We start from the raw sequence: 21,167 nt of genomic DNA, 5'->3' as shown, positions 1-21,167 counted from the left end.
CCTTTCTTTCTGTCATTCCTTACGGGAATCTGTTGTTGCCTTTGCTTTTGTTACTGTCATTCCCTACGGGAATCTGCTGTCGCCCTTGCCTTTCTTTCTGTCATTCCTGAAAGGAATCTGCTGTTCTAAGCGCCAAAGGCGCGCCGCTATACCAGCCCAGGGCAACGCCCTGGGTACGCGTCACAACAGAAACCAAGGGCTGAAAGCCCGCCCCATCCCATAAACTAAGAACGTGAAGACCCGCGCAATCCTCGCCCTGTTCGCGATCACGGCCATCACCGCCCAAGCCGCCCAACAAAAGACACTAGTCTGCTTCGGCGACAGCATCACCGCCGGCTACAACCTCGACGCAGCCCAGGCCTACCCCGTCCAACTCCAAAAGCTGCTGAACGCCAAGGGCTACAACTACAAAGTCCTCAACCAGGGCGTAAGCGGCAACACAACAAAGGATGCCGTAGCCCGCGTCCAATCCATCGTCGCCCTCCACCCCGAAGTCGTCCTCGTAGAGTTTGGCGGCAACGACGGCCTCCGCGGCCTGTCCCCCGACATCACCCGTAAAAACATGGACACAGTCCTGACCACCCTGCAAGCCGCCCACATCCGCATCCTGCTCGTCGGCATCACCCTGCCACCTAACTACGGCGCGGACTACATCAAGAGCTTCAGCGCAATTTACAAAGAAGCGGCCACAAAGCACCACATCCCGCTCATGCCCATGCTCTACGACGGCATCTACACCGTCCCCGGCACCATCCAGGCCGACGGCATCCACCCCACCGCCAAGGGTTCCCAGCTGATCGCCGAGCACTTGGTCCCGCTCCTCACCCCACTACTCCATAAATAATCGAGTTCGCCAATCTAGTACGCCGGCACGCCAGGCCCAGCCGCACGAATGGCGGCAGCAATCGCATACGCCTTCGTCCGGTTGTAATCGTCCGTCCGCCCCATAATCAGAAACCAATCAATTAGCGTAAAAATCCCAAACACGCCAAAAGTAAACAGCTTCAGCAAGCCCAGCCCAATATCCCCCAGCAAAAATCGGTCAATCCCAAAGTGACCCAGAAATATCGAAATCACCAGCATGATCGTCCGATCCTTCCGCACGGAACCATATTGCGCATTGAAATAAAACTTCTGCTGGTCCGTCATCCCCTGCGTCAGCGCAGCCAGATCGTAAACCGTCAATTCCGCCATAACTCACCCGCGAAGCCGCTTCTCACTCCGAAGCCAGCCGCATCCCTCTCACGATCAAAAATCTCTCTCTGGAATATCACCCACCCCAAGCCCTGTAAACATAAAAGCGCAATGCGTCACGTTCGTTGCGCACGCGCAATCCCCAACTCAAAGGCTTTACTAAAGGCAAAACGTAAGTCCCATGTGATACTCTGCGTCCCTCAGAAAGCCAACCATCTTTCGCCGCACCTGGAGTTCACTGTGCCATTCAAACCGCGGTATTGGCTCATCGTCCTAGCCTTAATTCCAGCTTTCAATTCCCTTACAGCACAAGAGCCTTTCCGAAACCCCAACCTCCCCGCCGAAACCCGCATCACCGACCTCCTAAGCCGCCTCACCCTCGCCGAAAAGATCCATCTCATGAGCGGCAGCCCCACAATCCCCCGCCTCAAGCTATCCTTCACCGGCCAGGTCGAAGGCCTTCACGGATTAGCATTAGGCGGCCCCGGCCACTGGGAAGGCAAAGGCAAAGAGCCGCTCCCAACCACAACCTTCCCCCAGGAACGCGGCCTCGGCAATACCTGGGACCCTGCGCTTATGGAGAAGATTGGTGCCCTGGAAGGCTACGAAGCCCGCTACAACTACCAGAACCCCAACCTCGACCGCGGTGGCCTTGTCGTCCGCGCCCCTAACGTCGACCTATCCCGTGATCCCCGCTGGGGACGCACCGAAGAGTCCATGGGCGAAGACCCATATCTCGTCGGCACCATGACAGTCGCCTTCCAGCACGGCCTGCAAGGCCCTGACCCCAACCACTGGCAGACGGCCTCGCTTATGAAGCATTTCCTCGGCAACGAAAACGAAGATACTCGCGACTCCAGCGACTCCGTCTTCAGCGAGCGCCTCTTCCGCGAGTACTACTCCGTTCCCTTCCGCATGGGCTTTGAAGAAGGCGGCTCCCGCGGCGTCATGGCCGCCTACAACTCCTGGAACGGCACCCCCATGATGGTCCACCCCATCCTCAAAGACGTCATGATCAAGGAATGGGGCAACGACGGCATCATCTGCACCGACGGCGGCGCGCTCGGTCTCCTCATCACCGCCCACAAAAGCTATCCCGACAAGGAACATGGCGCCGCAGCAGCCGTCAAAGCCGGCATCAACTACTTCCTCGACACCTACGAACCCGACCTCACCAAAGCCTTCGAAGACAAGCTCATCACCGAAGCCGAACTCGACCAATCCCTCCGCGGCTGGCTCCGCGTCCTCGTCAAACTCGGCAAGTTCGACGCCATCACCGAATCCCCCGCAGGCGCAGACGAATCCGGCCAGATCGCCCACGGCACATCCACCCTCAGCCCCACCGACCCCTACGCCAAAATAGGTCGCGAGTCAGACACCCCACCAGCCCAGCGCGAAAGCAGCAAGCAGCTAGCCCGGCAAGCCACCCAGGAGTCCATCGTTCTCTTAAAGAACGAAAATCACACCCTCCCCCTCGACGCGACTAAGCTGAAAACCATCGCCGTAATCGGTCCCTACGCCGACGAAGTCCTGCTCGACTGGTACAGTGGCACCCCACCCTATTCGATCACCCCGCTCAAAGGCATCCAGGAAGCCGCACCAAACGCAAGAGTTCTCTTTGATAAAGGCGAAGACCCAGCCAAAGCAGCAACCCTCGCCAAACAAGCCGACATCGCCATTGTCATCACAGGTAACCACCCCTACTGCAACGCCACCCGCTGGAAGCAGTGCGACAACCCCAGCAATGGCCGCGAAGCCGTCGACCGTAAGACCATCGTCCTCGAACAGGAAGATCTAGTCAAAGCCGTGTACGCCGCCAATCCCAGGACCGTAGAAATCCTCATCAGCAGCTTCCCCTACGCCATCGTCTGGAGCCAGCAAAACCTCCCCGCCATCCTCCACCTCACCCAGAACAGCCAGGAGCTGGGTCACGGCCTCGCCGACGTCCTCTTCGGCAAAGTCTCCCCCGCCGGCCGCCTCGTCCAGACCTGGCCCACCGGAGACGACCAGCTCCTGCCTATCCTCGACTACGACCTCACCCACGGCCGCACCTACCTCTACGACAAACACAAACCGCTCTACCCCTTCGGTTACGGCCTGAGCTACACGCAGTTCGCCTATCAGAAAATCACCACCAGCCAGAAATCCATCCCCGGCACAGGCGAAATCAAAGTCACCGTCTCCATAAAGAACACCGGCAAAACCGCCAGCGACGAAGTAGTCCAGCTCTACGTCCAGCACTTGGGCTCCGCGGTAACCCATCCCATCCAGGAGCTGAAAGCCTTCCAACGCATCCACGTCGAACCAAACCAGACCGCCGAAGTCCCGCTCACTCTAAAAGCCCGCGACCTCGCCTACTGGGACACCGCCTCCCACTCCTGGCGCGTCGAAAAAGAACCGATCCGCATCCTCGCCGGCGGCTCCTCGGACAACCTGCCCCTGATCACAGAGGTCCAGATCACCACCGCATCCGAAGCCAGGCCCTGATAGCATTCGCCAACCCAGCGCCAGATACGAATCATAAGAAGAGCTGAGGCTCGCCACACCAATCAGCGCCAAAGGCGCGTGCCATACCAGCCCAAGGCAAAGCCCTGGGTCGGCATCGAATCGCGGGATTCGAGGGCTGAAGGCACGACCCATCCCCGTCCGTCAACAGGACGCCCAGACGCAACCAGAGCTCAGACCATTGGGGGAGAATGGGCTGAGCTCTGTGCTCCATGCGATCTTACGACCGCATAAACTGGTTTTCGGAAGCTGGGCTGAATAGCCCGAAGAAGTCTATGGTGCGCCCGGAGAGATTCGAACTCCCGACCTATTGATTCGTAGTCAATTGCTCTATCCAGCTGAGCTACAGGCGCAAACCGTTGGTCACCCAACGAGTCTTAGAATACCAAGAGTTGCCGCGAAAAGCAACGCAGCCAACACCTTGCGGAACCAGGCGCGAAACCTAATTCTTCGTCGCAGGAGGCGGCTCCACCGAAGGCACCACCACCGGCGCAGGCACCTCAGGAATCGGCAACGGCGCCTCCTCAATCAGCTGTAACCCCGAACGCCGCACCAGCTGCGTCACCGTAGCCGCATTCAGCCGCGTAGCGTCATACTCCACTAGCAGCGTGCTCGCCGCCCGGTCAAACGAAAGCCGCCGAATCCCATACACGTCGCGCGCATTCGCCAAAGCAAACGTCTCCGCCTCGGTAGGCAGCCCGCGATACCGAAAAACAATCTCAACCGTAGTCATATCCGCATCATACCAATTCCGCAGAACCGTTCCGCAATCTGTCTCTTTGTTTGTCATTCCCGCAGGGAATCTGCTGCTGCCTTTGCCCTTGCTCTTCTTGTTGTCATTCCCGGAGGGAATCTGCTGTTGCCCTTGTCGTTGTCGTTGCCCTTACTTTTCTTCTGTCATTCCCCTCAGGGGAATCTGCTGCTAAAGCGTCTTCAAAAACCGCACAATCTCCGGATCAGTCCAATCCGTAGCCCCAATAAACCGCCGCCGAATCTTCCCATCCCGATCAATCACAAAAGTCTCCGGCCAACCCGTCGTCCCATACTTGTTCGCCGAAACTTCCTGCGGATCGCGCACAGTGATGAAATCCACCCGCCGCTGAATCAGAAATCGCTTATAAGCCGACTCATCCTCATCAATGCTCACTGCCAGAATCGGATACTCCGGGTGCTCACGATGAAACTGCTGCAGCGAAGGCAGCTCCTGAATACAAGGCGCGCACCAACTCGCCCAGAAATTCAGCAGCACAACCTTACCCCGGTAATCCGCCAAATGAATCGAAGTAGTGCCATCCGCAACCTGAAAATCCGGCGCAGGCTTGTTCACCAGCAAAGGGTGACTCCCGCGATCACAACCAGCCGACCCAATCAGCAGCCCAGCCACCACAAAACCCGAAATAAAATTCCGCATGCCCACATCTCTATAATACGGAGCGGGAGCCTCACCCACCATGCCAGAAGGCATCACCGAAGAAGAACAGTCCATCCACGCACCCGAGTCCATCCAGCCAACGATGGAACTCACCGTCATCGTCCCCGCCCGCAATGAGGAGGACTGCCTCGCCGCCTGCCTCCACTCCCTCGTCTCCCAATCTGACGAATTCTTTCAACTAGGCCGCGATTGGGAACTCATCGTAGTCGACGATCAATCCACGGACAACACCCGCAAGATAGCCAAGTCCATCCCCGGCGTTACCGTCATCAGCCCCCAGAAGCTCGAAAAAGGCTGGACCGGCAAAGCAAACGCCTGCTGGACGGCCGCAGAACAGGCCAAGGGCCAATGGCTTCTCTTCACTGACGCCGACACCGTCCACGAACCCGGCAACCTCCGCCGCGCCATCCACGAAGCCGAAAAATACAAAGTCGGCGTCCTGAGCTACTCCCCCAGGCAGCTCGTCTCAGGCCTCTGGCAGCGCGCCCTCATGCCCCTCGTCTTCAGCGAACTCTCCCTAGCCTACCCCCCCGCCAAAGTCTCCAACCCCGACCTCCGCATCGCCGCCGCCAACGGCCAGTTCCTCCTTGCCAGTCGTCAGGCCTACAAAACCATCGGAGGCCACGCCAGCGTCAAAGGCCACATCCTCGAAGACGTAGAACTAGCCTTCCTCGCCAAGAAACGCAAAGCAGGCCTACGCTTCCGCTACGCCGCCGACGCTCTCTCCACCCGCATGTACCGGACCACCACTGCCATGATCGAAGGCTGGACCAAGAACCTCGCTCTCCTTTTCGGCAACTGCCTCATCCTGGCCGCCTGGCGCCTCCTCGACATCTTCCTCATTCTCGGCCTGCCCATCCTAGGCTGGACCTATCGCACCGCGTCCCTGCAATACCTCCCATGGTTTACCGCAGGCCTGCTCTTCACCCTGGTCTGGCTCCGCAACCTCTGGCGCTTCTACGCCCGAGTAGCCAAATCCAACTTTCCCGCCCTCGACTGCGCCCTGTCGCCGCTCGCCCTGCCTCTCTTCGCAGCACTCCTCTACCGAAGCTGGTTCCAGAACACAATCCTCCACAAAGTCACCTGGAAAGGCCGCACCTACCCTTCCTAAGTCCGTCTAATCTCTGCGTTCCAAAGAGCGAAACGAGTATCATGATCAAAACAGGAAGCTGACAGCAAGCATCTTCGAAAGGGACATCCCGATGATGATTGAAATTCAAAAGCCAGAACTTGAAGCTCTCATCCACGAACGGATGCAGTCTGGCCAGTTCGCAGACATCGAAGACGTACTAATGCAAGCCTTGAAGTCGGTCCACACGCCAGGCTCCATGAACCCCAATAAGCCTACGTCCAAGTCGAGGACACTCCGCGAAGTCTTCGAAGCCGTCTCCGGGATGGCCGACGATCTTGATTTCAGCCGCAATCCTTCTAGCAGTCGGTCGGTGCAAATAGCGTGAGTGGGTTCCTGCTGGACACCAACATTCCATCCGAACTCATCCGAACGCGGCCAGAATCGAAGGTTGCCGACTGGTTTTACGCCCAGGACGAATCAGAACTCTACCTAAGCGTCGTCACCATCGGCGAATTGCGAAAGGGCTTCTCTCTCCTCACAGCAAGCACCCGGCGCACACAGCTCGAAGAGTGGTTCGAAAACGACTTGATCCCGCGCTTTTACAATCGGATTCTACCCGTGACTTACCTCATTGCTGAGAGGTGGGGAAATCTAGACGCACAAGGCCAGAAGAATGGAACTCCCCTGAACACTGCTGATGGCATGATCGCAGCAACTGCCCTAATCCACGACCTGACAGTCGTCACTCGGAATATAAGAGACTACACGGGACTCGGCGTTACGTTATTCAATCCATGGGAGTTCTGAGAGCTCATCAATTTCTCACTGGGCCAACATATAGAAGAGCTTTGTTCACCAATGCAACACCGGCACCAAATGCTGAAACCGCCCAACCCCCGCAGCATCCTATCCCTGAAAGCAACCCAAGGACACACAGCATGATTTTCCTCACCCGCCGGGCTACATTCTCCGCAGCGCATTACTACTGGAACCCCGCCTGGTCAGAGGAGCAAAACCTCGCGACATTCGGCAAGTGCGCCAACCGCAACGGCCATGGCCACAACTACACTCTCGAAGTTACCGTCTCCGGCACCCCCGACCCCGTCAGCGGCTTCGTCGTCGACCTCAAATGGCTCAAAGACGTCATCGAGCACGAAGTCCTCGACATCTATGACCACCGCCACCTCAACCTTGAAGTCCCGGAATTCGCTGATACCATCCCGACTACCGAAAACATGGCCGTAGCCATCTGGAAGCGCCTCGAAACCCCGGTAGCAGCGGCCGGCGGTGCCCAATTGGCCCGAGTTCGCGTCTACGAAACCGCCGACATCTTCGCCGAATACCGGGGCGAGTCATGACACAGATCGCAAAAGCCTACTTCACCCGCGCCTACCACTTCAGCGCCAGCCACCGCCTCCACACCGAAGATCTCTCACTCGAAGCCAACCGCGCTACCTTCGGCAAATGCAATAATCCCAACGGCCACGGCCACAACTACCGCGTCGAAGTGACCGTTGTCGGCCCCATCGACCCCGCCACCGGCATGGTCATCAACATGGCCACGCTCGACAGCGTCGTGAATGAAAAAATTTTCGCCCGCTTCGACCACATGAATCTCAACCTCGATCCCCTCTTCGCAAAGCAGGTCTCGACAACAGAGAATCTGTGTATCGCGATATTCGATATCCTGAAACAACAGTTCCACCCGGCACAACTGGACAAAATTCGCGTCGAAGAGACTGAGAACAACTTTTTCGAATATTCCGGCAACGAAACCAGCCCCACATGAATCCGTAGTAAGCCGGAAGCCGTTCCAATAAGAATTCGCAAAGCACTCACCATTTCAAAGCAAGTCGCCCGCGCTGAGACGCAGGCCAAGGACAACGCAATGGCGCACCCCATGGTGGTATCGAAATCCCCCAAGTCTGTAACCGCACTCCAAGAGACAGAGCCCGGACTCGCCGGGTACTCCACTCAGGATCTCTACCGCGAATTGTTGGGCCGCTTTAATGAAGATCCCAACCGCGACGGCCTACTCGATACCCCAAGCCGCGTTGAAAAGTCCATGGCCTTCCTCACCAAGGGCTACACCATGAACCCAACGCAGATCCTCCGCGGAGCCCTCTTCGACGTCGATTACGACGAGATGGTGATCGTCAAGGACATCGAGCTCTACTCGCTTTGCGAGCACCACATGCTCCCTTTCTGGGGCCGTGCTCACGTCGCTTACATCCCCAACGGCAAAGTCATCGGACTCAGCAAAATCCCGCGCCTCATCGATGTCTTCGCCCGCCGCCTCCAGGTCCAGGAACGCATCACTCGCCAGATCGCCGACGCCATCCAGGAAGCCATCGAGCCCCAGGGCGTAGGCGTCGTCATCGAAGCCCGACACATGTGCATGATGATGCGCGGCGTCGAAAAGCAGCAATCCACCACCGTCACTTCGGCAATGGTAGGCTGCTTCCAACAACAGCAGACCCGCACAGAGTTTCTTTCCTTAGTCCGCCACCCCGGCGCCACCAACATCTAGTCTTTAGCTCTTTGAATTTGCTCTTGTTTTTCTTGGAGGAAGCAGGGGCCTTCGGGCCCCTGAATAGCAGCCCTTGCAATGAGGGCTGCGGTCCCGGGCCTCTTCAACGCCCTTAAAATAGAGAAGTGAACGCCCTCCTCGTAGTAGACAAACCCCGTGGCATTACCTCGCACGACGTAGTCAGCCGCATCCGTCGCCTTACCGGAGAGCAATCCGTAGGCCACCTCGGCACCCTCGACCCCATGGCCACCGGCGTCCTCCCGCTCATGCTTGGCAAATACACCCGTCTGGCCCAGTTCTTCTCCACAGCAGAAAAAACTTACACCGGCACCATCCGCTTCGGCTTCGCCACCGACACCTACGACGCCGAAGGTCAACCGGCCGGCGAAGTCACCGAACCCACTCTGACTCTCGAAGAAATCCGCGAAGCCGCCAAGCCGTTCGACGGCGAAGTCTCCCAGATGCCTCCGGCCTACTCCGCCAAGAAGATCAACGGCAAACCCGCCTACAAACTGGCCCGCGAAGGCCAGCCAGTCGAATTGAAACCCAAACTCATCCAGATCTCAAACTTCACGATCAATGAGCTAGCAGGCCTGAAAGCCACCTTCCAGATCACCGTAAGCGCGGGCGGCTACATCCGCTCCGTAGCCCACGAACTCGGCCAGATCCTGGGCTGCGGAGCCCACCTGAGCAGCCTGCGCCGCATCCAGGCCGGCCCATTCACACTGGCGCACGCCCACACGCTCGAATCCCTCGCAGCCCTGGCTCCAAATCTGGGTCCAAATCTCGACGCAGCCACGCTCCACCCGCGCACCTTGCTCCCCGAAATGCCTTCAGTCACGGCAGACCCGGTAGCCCTCGGCAAACTCCGCAACGGCGCCCAGGCCAACCTCGCCGACTACTCCACCGCCGAACTCGTCAAGGTCTTCTCCAGCCAGCGCGACCTCGCCGCCATTGCCAAGCGCATCGCCGGCACCCTTTTCCAGCCGCTTGTCGTCATGGGTTAAGCAGTAAGCTGGAGTGCCCCTGATCCGCGATCAATCTCACAGCTGCCTTATCAAACGAGACAAAGGTATCTCCGCCCATCCAGCGCCCTTCATGGGCAATCGCTCCATCTGCAAAATCCCCGCCCGCATCCAAAGAAGCTAAACCAGCCAATACCGCTCTTCGATCCATTTGTATGTATTCAGTATCGTGAAGTGCTCGTATGGCTGCACTGATGTCGTTTGCGGGTATCTTGTAACGGCTCCTCAAGACCCAAACCAATTCGCAGAGACAGGCTGTCGATACAGCCACGATCTCTGCGCGATGCAAGAGCTGGTCAACCGCTTTCGCCTGACCCAGGTCGTCGCGTACTACTCCGCGAACAAGAATATTTGTATCGACAGTGATCCTCACAAGAGACCGGCCCACCCCTTCTCTATCGTTTCGTTCATTTCTTCAAGGGTCGCTTTTACGGTTGTCTTATCCGCGAGCAGTCCCAAGAACGCATCGATAGAACCTTTAGGGCGATCAGCTTTAAGTTCGATTCGTCCGTCCGGCAGCATATCCACAACGATCTTGCTTCCCGGCTTTACACCTAAATGTTTTTGCAGCTCCTTGCGAAAGGTGACCTGCCCCTTAGCTGTTAGTGTCAGAGTAGTCATAACAAAACCTCGAATACCAGTAATGCAATATTACCTTACTTTTAGGATAGGAGATTGCGCATGGGATCTCTTACGAACGCAGAAAAGCCCAAAGCAGCAGGCTTCGGGCTTTCCTATCACTGACCACAATGACCAAACCAACTGCGAGCGCCAGACGCACATTGCGCATTCTTCACAAAGACCGAACTTCGTTGAACCGGCTAATACAAACGGAACCGAACCTCGATATTCAACATCACAGGCACCGGTTTCCCAGTCTTGCTGTCGATCGAAGGCTTGAACCTGTACTGCTTCACCGCTTCAAGCGCCTTCTCGTCCAACCCCATACCGAGGGACCGCGCAGTGTGCACATTCTGCGGATTCCCATTGGCATCCACAATCAGCGCAACCACCACCGTGCCTTCATACTTTGCCCGGCGCGCCTCGTCGGAGAACTCAGCCTCCACCGAATAAATCAGCTTTGGCTCAGAAACGCCATTCCCAATCTGCCGCGGCCCGCCACCAGCATTGCCACCAGAGCCAGGTCCATAGCCATTGCCGTTTCCCGGTCCTACACCGCCGCCCTTGCCGCTTCCGATTCCATTTGCACCAGTGCCATTGGAAAGCACAACGCTCGGACCCTGCGTAGCGCCAAAATTCGGTAGATTCGGGTTATCAGGCAGCTTCAGATTCGGCTGAACATCGATTTTCGGATCCACCGCCAGCGTCGGATGATCAATCTTGGCAATCATCGGAGGCACAATCGGCTTCGGATCAAACTTCGGCAGCTTCCCCTTCGAAGCAGGAGTCAACGAATGGTCGCCACCGCCACCGCCGCCGCCCACAGGCTTAGGATTCTTCGGAGTCTTCGGCTGGTACGCAGGCACATCCAGACTCGTGAGCTGCAGCTGCTTCGGCAGAACCTTATTGATTTCCTTGCGGAATGCAAACAGCAGCAGCAGAATCAGCCCGACATTCGCCGCAGCAGCAATGATCCAGGCCACCGGGCTGCGCTTCTCCGCCATCGGGTCAATAACCGGAATTGGCGTGCTCGTCAGCTCCAGCGGCGGCAGCTTCGTCGGGAAGAAGATCTCATGAACGCTGTCATACAGGCTCGACCACGCGGATTTCTCTTCAAACGCCTTGCCTAAAAAAGCATCGAGCTCATGCCCGGTCTCGGCATACGGCTGCGGCGGCGTATACACATCGTGTTCGCGGCCGTTCTGCGAAGCCCCGGTTGTCTCTGTTTCAGGCGGATTGAGCAGATCGTTTGCCATAGTTTCTGCCGATTCTCACTTCCCTGCTGCCCTACGTGGCTTGCACATTCGACGTTGCAGGATCGGCCAGGGTTGCGTGACATTGAATTCTTCAAATCTTCAAAGAACCCATTTCACTATTATGCGGGACCAACTGCCCCGCTGTCTCGCCCTGGAACCCGTTTCCGCTACCCCGATTCCGTCCCGTACCCAATTGAACACAATCGCTTCCACACACACTGCATTACAGGCTCTTCACAATAGACGATACGCAGCCAGAGTAGTTACCGGATTTTCTTTCGCTATCGATTCCCATCAAAATCACACTGCAATATGTATCAGAAAACCCACTACGACTGAGGCAAGTGAAGCGAAACCACCACATCGACAGAATTCGAGCGATACCACTAACACAAATCGACGCGAAACCCGTTACTCTTCGCGAAAGCAAGACCGCTCAAGTCGCAACAGCTCCAAGCGCCAAAGGCGCGCCACCATACCAGCCCAGCCCAACGGGCTGGGTTAAAGCCGCAAGTCAACGCCCGAGGGCTGAAAGCCCGGCCTATCCGTCACCTCGATAACCCGGCCTCAATCCATTTACACTGAAGCTTACAAGCGAAGCACACGGGAGTAAGAATGTCCGCAGTACCAGAGCTTAAGTCGACCCTCACCCTGCCCAAAACCGACTTCCCCATGAAGGCCAACCTGCCTCAGAACGAGCCCGCGCGCCTCGAAAAATGGGCCCAGCTCGGTCCCGCCGGCATCTACGGCGAACTCCGCAAAGCCGCAGCAGGCAAGCCCAGCTACATCCTCCACGATGGCCCCCCGTACGCCAATGGCCCGCTCCACCTCGGCCACGCTCTCAACAAGGGCCTCAAGGATTTCGTCGTCAAATCCAAAACCATGGCCGGCTTCGACTCCCCCTACATCCCGGGATTCGACTGCCACGGTCTCCCCATCGAGATCAAAGTCGACGAGCAGCTGGGCCGCAAAAAGCTCGAAATGCCCGCACCCGCCGTCCTCGAAGCCTGCCGCGAGTACGCGCAGAAGTATGTCGACCTGCAAACCTCCCAGTTCGAGCGCCTCGGCGTCTTTGGCCGCTGGAACGACCCGTACAAAACCATGTCCCGCGACTACGAAGCCCGTACGCTGGAAACCTTCTACGGCTTCCTCGAAAAGGGCTTCGTCTACCGCGGCCTCAAGCCCGTCTACTGGTGCATCCACGACCGCACCGCCCTCGCCGACGCCGAAATCGAATACGAGCAGCACACCAGCCCCTCCGTCTACGTCCGCTACAAGCTGACCTCGGACGTTGCAAAGCTAGGCCCCGAATCCGCCGCCCTCGAAGGCCGCGAAGTCTACACCATCATCTGGACCACCACCCCCTGGACCCTGCCAGCGTCGCTCGCCGTCGCCTTCCACCCCAGCTTCGAATACGTCGCTATGGCTTCCGGCCAGGGGCCTAACGCGCCCGTCTACATCGTAGCCAGCGAACTCGCCGCCAAGGTAGCCACCGCCTGCCATCTGGGCGAACCGCTCGTCCTGGCCCGCTTCCCCGGCAGCCACCTCGATCGCGCCACCTTCCAGCACCCATTCCTCAATCGCAGCGTCCTCGGCGTCAACGCCGATTACGTCACCGCCGATGCCGGCACGGGCGCAGTCCATACCGCCCCATCCCACGGGGCTGATGATTTCTACACCGGCGTCCGCTACGGCCTCGATCCAACCACCCGTGTCGACAACGCCGGCGTTCTCCACTACGACCCCACCGTCTGGACTGGCGCCGAGCCGCCCACCTGGGACGGCAAGAAAGTCTTCGCCGCCAATCCGCTCATCATCGAACTGCTCTCCGAGCGCGGCGCGCTCATGGGCCGCCACGACCTCGAGCACTCCTACCCCCACTGCTGGCGCTGCCACAAGCCGGTCATCTTCCGCGCCACCGAGCAGTGGTTCATCGGCCTCGAAACTCCGGTCTTGCGTGAAGACGGTTCCGACACCACCTTCCGCCAGCTCACGATCGAAAAGATTGCCGAAGTGAAATGGGACCCAGCCTGGGGCCAGGAACGCATCACCAACATGATCGCCACCCGCCCCGACTGGTGCATCAGCCGCCAGCGCATTTGGGGTGTGCCCATCGCCGTCTTCCTCTGCAACGTCTGCAATAAGCCGCTCGAAGACCCGGCGCTCAACGCAAAGATCGTCAAGCTCTTCGAAGACCACGGCGCGGAAGCCTGGCACACCACACCCGTAGAAGACCTGCTGCCCAGCGGCACCGCCTGCAAACACTGTGCAGCCGAAGGCCAGTCCAGCACGGACTTCCGCAAGGAAATGGACATCCTCGACGTCTGGTTCGACTCCGGCGCAAGCTGGCACGCCGTCGCCGAAACCGACCCCGACCTGCGCGACGCCTACGCCAAGCCGGACCGCACCGTTCTCTACCTCGAAGGCGGCGACCAGCACCGCGGCTGGTTCCACTCCTCGCTGCTGACGTCCGTAGCCCTGCGCGGCAAAGCCCCCTACTCCAACGTAGCCACCGCCGGCTGGACCCTCGACGAACTGGGCCGAGCCATGAGCAAATCCCTCGGCAACGGCGTTGACCCCGTCAAAGTAGCCAATGAAATGGGCGGCGAAATCGTCCGCCTCTGGGTCGCTTCCGTCGACTTCCGCGAAGACATGGCCGCCAGCGACAACCTCATGAAGCGCTGCGCCGAAATCTACCGCAAGCTGCGCAACACCTTCCGCTTCCTCCTCGGCAACATCGCCGGCTTCGACCCGGCGCAGCACGAAGTCGCCTTCCACGACCTCGAACCGCTCGACAAGTACATGCTCGCCCGCACCCGCGAGCTCACCGAACAGATCCTCGACTGGTACCAGCGCTTCGAATTCCACCGCATCTACCACTCCGTCAACGAGTTCGCCATCGCCGACCTGAGCGCCTTCTACCTCGACGTGCTCAAGGACCGCATGTACACCTTCGCGCCCAGCTCGAAGGCCCGTCGCTCCGCGCAAACTGTCCTCTGGAAGATCACCGAGGCCCTCACCCGCCTCGTCGCCCCCATCCTGAGCTTTACCGCCGACGAAGTATGGGATTACCTGCCGCAGCTCGCAGGCCGCGAAGCCAGCGTCCATCTCGCGCTCTTCCCCAAGCCGGAAGACGTCTACCCCGAACACCCCGCAAAGTTGTTGGAGGAGTGGAAGCAGATCTTCGGTGCACGCGACGCAGCCATGATCGCACTCGAAGAGGCGCGCCAGGAAAAGCGCATCGGCAAAGGCCTCGAAGCTGAAATCGAGATTCGAACAACCGGGCTTGCCTTCGAAGTCCTTCATCGTCATGCCATCGGACTGAAGGAAATCCTCAATGTTTCGAAGGTAACGGTGGTCGAAGATTCCACGACAAAGGTTCTCGCTCTGCCAGCCTCAGGAACCAAGTGCGCTCGCTGCTGGAACTTCATGCCAGTCGTCAGCAATTACGGCGTCTGGGAAGGCGTCTGCACCCGCTGCCACGAAGCTTTGAAAGCCATGGGCGTAGAACCCCCGTCCGGCGAGGTTTAAGCGTGAGCCAACCATCACACTCGCACACGCACGCTCGCACTCGGCTTCCGTGGCTGCTCCTACTCTCCGCAGCGGTCGTCGGTTTGGACCGCTGGAGCAAACTCTGGGTCATCGGCCACATCGAGCTCGGCCAGGCCATCAACGTCATCCCGGGCGTCTTTCGCATCACCCACGTCCTCAACGACGGAGCAGCCTTCTCACTCTTCGCCGACTCAGCCTCCCCGGAGCACGTCCGCTGGGGCCTGATCGCTTTCTCAACCCTGGCCGCACTGGCTGTCCTCATCGCGCTCCTGAAAATGGGCCGCCAGATCACGCTGACGGCGGTTGCCCTCGCCCTGATCCTCGGCGGCGCCATCGGCAATGACTACGACCGCATCCGCTTCGCCTCCGTAGTCGACTTCCTCGAAGTCCACATCGTCCACTACCACTGGCCCGACTTCAACGTAGCCGACTCCGCCATCGTCGTGGGCGCATGCCTGCTCTTCCTGGACGCCCTCATCCCCAGCAAGCAAAGAGCAAAGACCGAAGCACTTCCCGAGGCAGAAACCGCAGAACCCGCTGACTGACGGCAGAGAAACCCCAACTGCCGTCCGTCCAGTAGCCGCCAACGCTTTCTCGTTTGTCATTCCCGAAGGGAATCTGCTGTTGCATTTGCCTTTCTTTTTGTGATTCTTGAAGGGAATCTGCTGTTTCTCTCCCAAGACAGCTGATACGCCACCCCGCACAGCGTGTTACCCTCCGAATCAACCATGAAACTAAAGCACCTGTTACCAGCCCTCTGCCTCGCCGTTGCCGCCGTCGCCTCCGCCCAGACCGCCAAGCCGGAAGCCAAGGCCACTTCCGCCATCCTCGCCGGCAAGCTGATCGACGTCCGCACCGGCCACGTTCGCAGCAATGCCTACATCGTCATTGCCGGCGACAAAGTCCTCTCGATCGAAGACAAAGCCCCAAGCGGCCTTCCCGTCACCGACCTATCCGCCTACACCGTCCTGCCCGGCCTCATCGACGCCCACGGACACATCCTCTCTGACCCCACCAGCCAGTCGTTTGCAGCCGGGCTTCGCACCTCAATTCCCCAGTCAACCCTATGGGGCGTCTACAACCTCCGCCTCTGGCTCGATCACGGCTTCACCGCCGTCCGCGACGCCTGCGAAGGCCCCGCAGACTACCCGCAGTTCGCCCTGCGCGACTCGGTAAATCGCGGTCTCATTCAGGGTCCGCGCATCACCGCCGCTGGCAGCTGCGTCTCGCTCACCGGGGGCCACGGCGACGGCGCGCCCTTCTCCGCCGACATCCATCTCCCGCGCGGCGAGAACATCGCCGACACTCCCGACGAAGTCGCCGTAGTCGTCCGCCGCGACATCAAGTACGGCGCCGACTGGATCAAGCTCATGGCCACCGGCGGCGTCATGGACCCCATCTCCGATTTCCACGTCCAGGAGCTCAGCGAAGCCCAGATGGCCACCGCCGTCGAAGTTGCCCACCGCGCCGGCAAGAAGGTCATGGCCCACGCCGAAGGAGCAGTCGGCATCAAGGCCGCCGTGCGTGCCGGAGTCGACTCCATCGAACACGGCACCATGCTCGATGAGGAGGGGGCAAAGCTGATGGAAGAGCGCGGTACCTGGCTCGTTCCCACGCTCTACTGCTTCCAGCACGATATGGAAACCGGCCTCTCCAAAGGCCGCGACCCCGACTCCTATGCCAAAGGCGTGGAGATCCTGGCCGCCCAGGGCCCGGCCTTCAAGCTAGCCCTCAAGCATCACCTGAAGATCGCCTATGGCGTCGATGACGACGACGTGGATGAGTCCGTCTCCCGAGAATTCGGTGCACTGGTCGCCGGCGGCATGAGCACCCTTGGAGCCATCCAGGCAGCTACCATCAACGGTGCCACCATGCTCGGCAAAGACAAGCTCTTCGGTTCCATCGAGCCCGGCCACTACGCCGACATCATCGCCGTCACCGGCGACCCGCTTGCCGACATCACCGTCATGTACAAGGTCGACTTCGTCATGAAAGGTGGCCAGATCATCAAAGACCCCGCCCACCCTGACCGCAACCCCGTCGTCCATTTGAAGTAATTCACCACACGAAATTTAAAGCACACATACACCCTTCGTAGCGAACAGATAACCCATTCGCGCGAAGGGCGCACCTTTGTGGGCTGCACATCTCGCGCACCATATGGTATTCGTTGAATTCGCAGCAGTTACAGTGCGCAGTGGTGCGGTATGGCGGATGAATCCGGCGAAGTAACGCAAATGCTCGAACGCTGGAGAGATGGCGATCCAGCAGCAGTGGAAAGCCTGATCCCTCTCGTCTATGCGCAGTTGCACCGTATTGCGAAGGGCTACATGCGCCACGAGCGCGAAGACCACACCCTGCAGCCCACCGCGCTGGTCAACGAAGTCTACATGCGCCTGCTCAACCAGCGAAAAGTCGCATGGAACGATCGCGGCCACTTCTTCACCTTCGCCGCCCGCATGATGCGCAACATCCTCAAAGATCACGCCCGCGCACACCTCGCCGAACGCCGCGGCGGCCCCGGCGCCATCAAGCTCCCACTCAACGACGACATCGCCTGGATCGGCAGCTCCTCCGCCGACATGCTCGACCTGAACAGGGCCCTTGACCGTCTCGAACAGCTCGACCAGCGTAAGGCTCAGCTCGTGGAATTGCGCTTCTTCCTCGCCCTCACGATGGAAGAAACCGCCGAAGTCCTCTCCATCTCGCTCGCCACTGCCGAGCGCGATCTCAAGTTTTCACGAAGCTGGCTCTTCCACGAGCTCAACGCCACACGCAGCGAAAAGTCCGTCTAGCCCCTTCGGTCCCCCGGCGCTATCCACCAGCAGGCGCACAGCCCTAGCCGCTGTGTGACAGGAATCCCTCGATGCGTGTCGCGATCTCTTCGCCATGGGTCTCAAGCGCGAAGTGTCCCGTATCGAGAAGATGTGTCTCCACGTTTGGTAGATCCCGCTTGTATGGATAGGCACCTTCCGGAGGAAAGATGAAGTCATTCTTCCCCCAGACAATCAGCATGGGCGGCTGGTACTTGCGGAAGAATTCCTGGAACTGCGGATAGAGCGGCACGTTGGTGCGGTAGTCATACAGCATGTCGAGTTGAATGTCCCCATTGCCTGGACGATCCAGCAATGCCTGGTCCAGCGTCCATGTCGTCGGATCAAGATGCGTCAGCTCGCTCACACCGTTCTGATACTGCCACTTGGTCGCGTCCGCCGATACCAGGAAGTTCAGCGCAGCTCGATTTTCCGCGGTTGCTTCTCCCCAGTATTTCTTGATCGGATCCCAGAACTTCAACAGACCTTCGTCATACGCATTTCCGTTCTGCACCACGATCCCCTTGATCTTTTCAGGATGCAGAAGTGCCAGACGATAACCAATCGGCGCGCCGTAGTCCATCACGTAGAGCGAATACGAGGCGAGCTCAAGCTTCAACGTGAGTTGCTCCACGATCCTGGCCATGTTCTCAAACGTGTAAGCGAACTTCGTATGATCGGGCGCACTACTGAACCCATACCCTGGATAATCCGGCGCAATCACTCGAAACGACTTCGCCAGCCGCGGAATCAGATTCCGGAACATATTCGAGGAAGTCGGAAACCCATGCAGCAAAAGAATGACAGGAGCTGTTTTGGCACCTGCGTCGCGGTAGAAGATATCGACATCCCCAATCGTTACGGTGTTGTAGTGGACGGTAGTAGTCAGCTCAGGCAAGGTTGCGGTCGCGCTCATTGTAGGCTCCTTCACGGAAAGTCGGGCGAGTGAATATCACCTCGTCCTAGACCATAGCCATTGAACCCGGGGCTGCCTATTACGTCTTCACATTAGGCAAACCGCTCACAACATTTCGACCGTCACAAGGCGCCTCTCAAGCGCACCCGGATAGCTCTCAGCCAGCAAACGGTAGCGGCGCCGAAGCACCCTAATGGGAACACGTAATTGCTATGCACTGAGCACCCTACTACCTTCGCACCTAAGAAACGCTTCCCGCGAATTTCGGATAGGACAAGGAGGGATCATGAACCAGGTCATCGAGAGACGTTCAGCACCCGCACACATACCCGTTTCAGCCTCTGCAGAAAGCACACTGGTCTCACTCGCGAAGATCGGCGATCGCTCCGCGTATTCCGAACTTTGCAGGCGACACTCGAAGCAGATTTTTCACACTGCGTATCGTGTGACCGGAAATCGCGAAGATGCGGAAGACGTCGTACAGGACTCTTTGATGAAGGCCATGATTCACCTGAAGGGCTTCGATGGAAGATCCGCATTCTCCACCTGGCTTACCCGCATCGCCATCAACTCTGCTCTGATGTTGAAGCGTAAAGGAAGTAACCGTACTCATCTGTCACTCGATTCTCACGACGATGCAGATCTGAACGGCAGCATGCAGGTGCCGGACCAATCACTCACTGCAGAAGATCAGTTCATCCTCTCCCAGAGAAGTACTCAAGTCCTCAGGGCCGTCAAGGGGCTTCCCACCAATCTGCGCATTCCAGTTGAGCTTCAACTCATGCATGACGTTTCCGTCAAGGAACTGGCCGTTCTCGCAGGCATATCTGTCGCTGCAACAAAATCCCGGCTCCTCCGGGCAAGACTACGCCTGCGGCGGTCCGTTGTAGCAAAACACCTCTAAGGTCCCGCCCACAGCACACTTCCCGGGAGCACCGCGACGCCCCAATGCGAGGAAGGGATAGCCCGTGAAAGCGAACATGCAATGCGACCTCATTGACGTTACTCCGCCCATGGGCTTGGCATGGGAGCGGCCACTCGGTCCATTGGAAACATGGTTCTACGTGATGGACCAGAATCGTCCCAACCACTTTTCCATGGCTATCGACGTAGTCGGTGAAATCACGCAGGAAGAATGCTCCCTTGCTCTCGCCCGCCTGCAGGCTCGACACCTTCTTCTCAATGCATCGATCGTCATGAGCGCCACGGGACAACCCTCATTTCGAGGATCATTCAAGGACAAAATTCCGTTACGAATAGCAACGTGGGAAGGACCCGGCAGTTGGAAGACAGAAGTGGAAAAAGAGATAGGATCGCGGATAGACACAGCAAGAGCACCCCTCTTCAGGACGGTCTTGCTCACGCATGCGGACCGCTCACAATTGATCTTCACCACGCATCATAGCGTTACCGACGGAATTGGCCTGCTGCTCTTGATCAGAGACTTCTTCCGTATCTTGTCAGGCCACATACTTACGCCTCTTCCCCTCCCCAAACCCATCGAAGAGATTCGGGATTTCTTGGGTCTTTCTCCTCCCGCACCCATCTCCATGGACGACGGGATTGCTGGCGCAAACCTCCCCATAACCTACCGCCCGGCAACATCCAATGTGAGCGTGACTGCTCTTCGACTCAGCGAAGATGAGACGGATCGCATCGTCAACGCCACGCGCCTGCAAGAGGTGACCTTGCACGCAGCTCTCACCGCTGCCCTCGTGATCGTTGGTCGTGAACTCTCCAGTCGATGGAGACACGCTCCCGTGCGAGTGTTTTCACCCATCAACATCCGCGATAGTCTCCAGATACCAGAGGAAACATCCGTAGTCCTGGGCGCGGGAGCGATTCGCTTTGGAGTTGACGAGAACCCTACTTTCTGGGACATCGCGCGCAAGGCACTCAGAGCTCTCGCCCCTTTTCGCCATCCCGAGAGCAATTTCTTCCTCACGCAGTTAGTTGGACAAATTGCCACCGACGCAGACATGACCGCAGCCGTCACAGCGGAACACTTCGGGTATGAGCTCATGCTGACAAATCCGGGAAGGGTCACTTTCGATCTCGATTCGGATCGCTTTCAAGTGGTCGACATATGGGGACCATCCGTCGCATTTGGGTTCGATCAGGAACAATCCGTCAGTGCCCTTACATTCAAGAACGCGCTCCACCTCACGCACGCCAGTCCGAAGCCCATTGCTTCCCTGTTACCGCGAAGTGCGCAATTGCTGCTCGAAGTCAGCCAGCTACCATAAGCAAG

22 protein-coding genes and 1 tRNA gene are annotated in these 21,167 nt (G+C 58.4%); 15 read left to right on the top strand and 8 right to left on the bottom strand.

What is annotated here, in order from left to right; all coding sequences use genetic code 11:
• The first annotated feature begins 232 nt into the window (after positions 1-232).
• Positions 233-844 carry an arylesterase gene (locus AC5S27_RS11935; RefSeq protein ID WP_493934782.1) on the top strand — a complete coding sequence of 204 codons (612 nt, stop codon included), beginning with the start codon at positions 233-235 and terminating at the stop codon, positions 842-844.
• A 14-nt stretch (positions 845-858) separates the two neighbouring features.
• Here AC5S27_RS11935 and AC5S27_RS11930 read toward each other — a convergent pair whose 3' ends face one another.
• Complete coding sequence (locus AC5S27_RS11930; RefSeq protein WP_493934781.1) at positions 859-1,194, bottom strand: TM2 domain-containing protein; 336 nt, start codon at positions 1,192-1,194, stop codon at positions 859-861.
• A gap of 240 nt (positions 1,195-1,434) precedes the next feature.
• Between AC5S27_RS11930 and AC5S27_RS11925 the strand changes: the two genes are divergently transcribed.
• Positions 1,435-3,681, top strand: a complete 2,247-nt coding sequence (locus AC5S27_RS11925) for a glycoside hydrolase family 3 C-terminal domain-containing protein (protein ID WP_493934780.1) — start codon at positions 1,435-1,437, stop codon at positions 3,679-3,681.
• 294 nt (positions 3,682-3,975) lie between these two features.
• Here the strand turns inward: AC5S27_RS11925 and AC5S27_RS11920 are convergent.
• The 3 genes from AC5S27_RS11920 to AC5S27_RS11910 all read right to left on the bottom strand — a co-directional run bounded on the left by AC5S27_RS11920 (position 3,976) and on the right by AC5S27_RS11910 (position 5,110).
• Positions 3,976-4,052 (bottom strand) — tRNA-Arg (locus tag AC5S27_RS11920).
• 89 nt (positions 4,053-4,141) lie between these two features.
• Positions 4,142-4,432 carry a hypothetical protein gene (locus tag AC5S27_RS11915; RefSeq protein WP_493934779.1) on the bottom strand — a complete coding sequence of 97 codons (291 nt, stop codon included), beginning with the start codon at positions 4,430-4,432 and terminating at the stop codon, positions 4,142-4,144.
• A gap of 189 nt (positions 4,433-4,621) precedes the next feature.
• On the bottom strand, positions 4,622-5,110 hold the full coding sequence (locus AC5S27_RS11910; RefSeq protein ID WP_493934778.1) for a TlpA family protein disulfide reductase: 489 nt from the start codon (positions 5,108-5,110) through the stop codon (positions 4,622-4,624).
• 40 nt (positions 5,111-5,150) lie between these two features.
• Between AC5S27_RS11910 and AC5S27_RS11905 the strand changes: the two genes are divergently transcribed.
• The 7 genes from AC5S27_RS11905 to truB all read left to right on the top strand — a co-directional run bounded on the left by AC5S27_RS11905 (position 5,151) and on the right by truB (position 9,740).
• A complete protein-coding gene (locus tag AC5S27_RS11905; protein WP_493934777.1) occupies positions 5,151-6,242 on the top strand; it encodes a glycosyltransferase family 2 protein in 1,092 nt (363 codons plus the stop codon).
• A 91-nt stretch (positions 6,243-6,333) separates the two neighbouring features.
• Positions 6,334-6,588, top strand: coding sequence for a hypothetical protein (locus AC5S27_RS11900; RefSeq protein ID WP_493934776.1), 255 nt, complete (start codon positions 6,334-6,336; stop codon positions 6,586-6,588).
• Positions 6,585-7,010 carry a type II toxin-antitoxin system VapC family toxin gene (locus AC5S27_RS11895; RefSeq protein ID WP_493934775.1) on the top strand — a complete coding sequence of 142 codons (426 nt, stop codon included), beginning with the start codon at positions 6,585-6,587 and terminating at the stop codon, positions 7,008-7,010. The genes AC5S27_RS11900 and AC5S27_RS11895 overlap by 4 nt, the downstream gene beginning before the upstream one ends.
• Before the next feature lie 131 nt (positions 7,011-7,141).
• Positions 7,142-7,561 carry a 6-pyruvoyl trahydropterin synthase family protein gene (locus tag AC5S27_RS11890; RefSeq protein ID WP_493934774.1) on the top strand — a complete coding sequence of 140 codons (420 nt, stop codon included), beginning with the start codon at positions 7,142-7,144 and terminating at the stop codon, positions 7,559-7,561.
• The gene (locus AC5S27_RS11885; RefSeq protein ID WP_493934773.1) at positions 7,558-7,992 is read left to right on the top strand and encodes a 6-carboxytetrahydropterin synthase; all 435 of its coding nucleotides are present in this window, start codon (positions 7,558-7,560) and stop codon (positions 7,990-7,992) included. The genes AC5S27_RS11890 and AC5S27_RS11885 overlap by 4 nt, the downstream gene beginning before the upstream one ends.
• A 111-nt stretch (positions 7,993-8,103) precedes the next feature.
• Positions 8,104-8,733 (top strand): GTP cyclohydrolase I FolE, encoded by a 630-nt coding sequence (gene folE / locus AC5S27_RS11880; RefSeq protein ID WP_493937308.1) that lies wholly within the window; start codon positions 8,104-8,106, stop codon positions 8,731-8,733.
• 125 nt (positions 8,734-8,858) lie between these two features.
• Positions 8,859-9,740: a tRNA pseudouridine(55) synthase TruB gene (truB, locus tag AC5S27_RS11875; protein WP_493934772.1), complete on the top strand. Its 882-nt coding sequence runs from the start codon at positions 8,859-8,861 to the stop codon at positions 9,738-9,740.
• Here the strand turns inward: truB and AC5S27_RS11870 are convergent.
• The 3 genes from AC5S27_RS11870 to AC5S27_RS11860 form a co-directional block, all read right to left on the bottom strand.
• Positions 9,730-10,131 carry a type II toxin-antitoxin system VapC family toxin gene (locus AC5S27_RS11870; protein ID WP_493934771.1) on the bottom strand — a complete coding sequence of 134 codons (402 nt, stop codon included), beginning with the start codon at positions 10,129-10,131 and terminating at the stop codon, positions 9,730-9,732. The two genes, truB and AC5S27_RS11870, sit on opposite strands and share 11 nt — an antisense overlap.
• Complete coding sequence (locus AC5S27_RS11865; RefSeq protein WP_493934770.1) at positions 10,128-10,379, bottom strand: AbrB/MazE/SpoVT family DNA-binding domain-containing protein; 252 nt, start codon at positions 10,377-10,379, stop codon at positions 10,128-10,130. The genes AC5S27_RS11870 and AC5S27_RS11865 overlap by 4 nt, the downstream gene beginning before the upstream one ends.
• Before the next feature lie 200 nt (positions 10,380-10,579).
• Positions 10,580-11,635, bottom strand: coding sequence for an energy transducer TonB (locus AC5S27_RS11860; protein WP_493934769.1), 1,056 nt, complete (start codon positions 11,633-11,635; stop codon positions 10,580-10,582).
• A gap of 615 nt (positions 11,636-12,250) precedes the next feature.
• On the opposite strand from AC5S27_RS11860, the gene ileS reads away from it, so the two are divergent.
• From ileS to AC5S27_RS11840, 4 genes are all read left to right on the top strand, one after another.
• Entirely contained in the window at positions 12,251-15,166 is a 2,916-nt protein-coding gene (gene ileS, locus AC5S27_RS11855; protein WP_493934768.1) for an isoleucine--tRNA ligase, read from the top strand.
• Positions 15,167-15,168: 2 nt separating this feature from the next.
• On the top strand, positions 15,169-15,732 hold the full coding sequence (gene lspA, locus AC5S27_RS11850) for a signal peptidase II (RefSeq protein ID WP_493934767.1): 564 nt from the start codon (positions 15,169-15,171) through the stop codon (positions 15,730-15,732).
• A gap of 183 nt (positions 15,733-15,915) precedes the next feature.
• Positions 15,916-17,244: a metal-dependent hydrolase family protein gene (locus AC5S27_RS11845; RefSeq protein WP_493934766.1), complete on the top strand. Its 1,329-nt coding sequence runs from the start codon at positions 15,916-15,918 to the stop codon at positions 17,242-17,244.
• A 150-nt stretch (positions 17,245-17,394) separates the two neighbouring features.
• Positions 17,395-17,982: a sigma-70 family RNA polymerase sigma factor gene (locus tag AC5S27_RS11840; protein WP_493934765.1), complete on the top strand. Its 588-nt coding sequence runs from the start codon at positions 17,395-17,397 to the stop codon at positions 17,980-17,982.
• A gap of 43 nt (positions 17,983-18,025) precedes the next feature.
• Here AC5S27_RS11840 and AC5S27_RS11835 read toward each other — a convergent pair whose 3' ends face one another.
• Entirely contained in the window at positions 18,026-18,916 is an 891-nt protein-coding gene (locus AC5S27_RS11835; protein WP_493934764.1) for an alpha/beta fold hydrolase, read from the bottom strand.
• Between the two features lie 286 nt (positions 18,917-19,202).
• On the opposite strand from AC5S27_RS11835, the gene AC5S27_RS11830 reads away from it, so the two are divergent.
• Both AC5S27_RS11830 and AC5S27_RS11825 read left to right on the top strand, forming a co-directional pair.
• Positions 19,203-19,820, top strand: a complete 618-nt coding sequence (locus AC5S27_RS11830; RefSeq protein WP_493934763.1) for an RNA polymerase sigma factor — start codon at positions 19,203-19,205, stop codon at positions 19,818-19,820.
• Between the two features lie 64 nt (positions 19,821-19,884).
• Complete coding sequence (locus AC5S27_RS11825; RefSeq protein WP_493934762.1) at positions 19,885-21,162, top strand: condensation domain-containing protein; 1,278 nt, start codon at positions 19,885-19,887, stop codon at positions 21,160-21,162.
• Positions 21,163-21,167 lie beyond the last annotated feature (5 nt).

It is taken from the genome of Acidicapsa borealis (genome assembly GCF_059115245.1).
Note: the sequence above shows the minus strand (reverse complement) of the source record. Positions and strands in the feature narration are given on the sequence as shown.

Excerpts from the sequence above, each read along its gene's own strand:
- AC5S27_RS11930 (WP_493934781.1), bottom strand. The coding sequence starts at position 1,194 with ATGGCGGAATTGACGGTTTACGATCTGGCTGCGCTGACGCAGGGGATG.
- AC5S27_RS11915 (WP_493934779.1), bottom strand. The coding sequence starts at position 4,432 with ATGACTACGGTTGAGATTGTTTTTCGGTATCGCGGGCTGCCTACCGAG.
- AC5S27_RS11910 (WP_493934778.1), bottom strand. The coding sequence starts at position 5,110 with ATGCGGAATTTTATTTCGGGTTTTGTGGTGGCTGGGCTGCTGATTGGG.
- AC5S27_RS11905 (WP_493934777.1), top strand. The coding sequence starts at position 5,151 with ATGCCAGAAGGCATCACCGAAGAAGAACAGTCCATCCACGCACCCGAG.
- AC5S27_RS11900 (WP_493934776.1), top strand. The coding sequence starts at position 6,334 with ATGATGATTGAAATTCAAAAGCCAGAACTTGAAGCTCTCATCCACGAA.
- AC5S27_RS11890 (WP_493934774.1), top strand. The coding sequence starts at position 7,142 with ATGATTTTCCTCACCCGCCGGGCTACATTCTCCGCAGCGCATTACTAC.
- AC5S27_RS11885 (WP_493934773.1), top strand. The coding sequence starts at position 7,558 with ATGACACAGATCGCAAAAGCCTACTTCACCCGCGCCTACCACTTCAGC.
- folE (WP_493937308.1), top strand. The coding sequence starts at position 8,104 with ATGGTGGTATCGAAATCCCCCAAGTCTGTAACCGCACTCCAAGAGACA.
- AC5S27_RS11865 (WP_493934770.1), bottom strand. The coding sequence starts at position 10,379 with ATGACTACTCTGACACTAACAGCTAAGGGGCAGGTCACCTTTCGCAAG.
- AC5S27_RS11860 (WP_493934769.1), bottom strand. The coding sequence starts at position 11,635 with ATGGCAAACGATCTGCTCAATCCGCCTGAAACAGAGACAACCGGGGCT.
- ileS (WP_493934768.1), top strand. The coding sequence starts at position 12,251 with ATGTCCGCAGTACCAGAGCTTAAGTCGACCCTCACCCTGCCCAAAACC.
- AC5S27_RS11845 (WP_493934766.1), top strand. The coding sequence starts at position 15,916 with ATGAAACTAAAGCACCTGTTACCAGCCCTCTGCCTCGCCGTTGCCGCC.
- AC5S27_RS11840 (WP_493934765.1), top strand. The coding sequence starts at position 17,395 with ATGGCGGATGAATCCGGCGAAGTAACGCAAATGCTCGAACGCTGGAGA.
- AC5S27_RS11835 (WP_493934764.1), bottom strand. The coding sequence starts at position 18,916 with ATGAGCGCGACCGCAACCTTGCCTGAGCTGACTACTACCGTCCACTAC.
- AC5S27_RS11830 (WP_493934763.1), top strand. The coding sequence starts at position 19,203 with ATGAACCAGGTCATCGAGAGACGTTCAGCACCCGCACACATACCCGTT.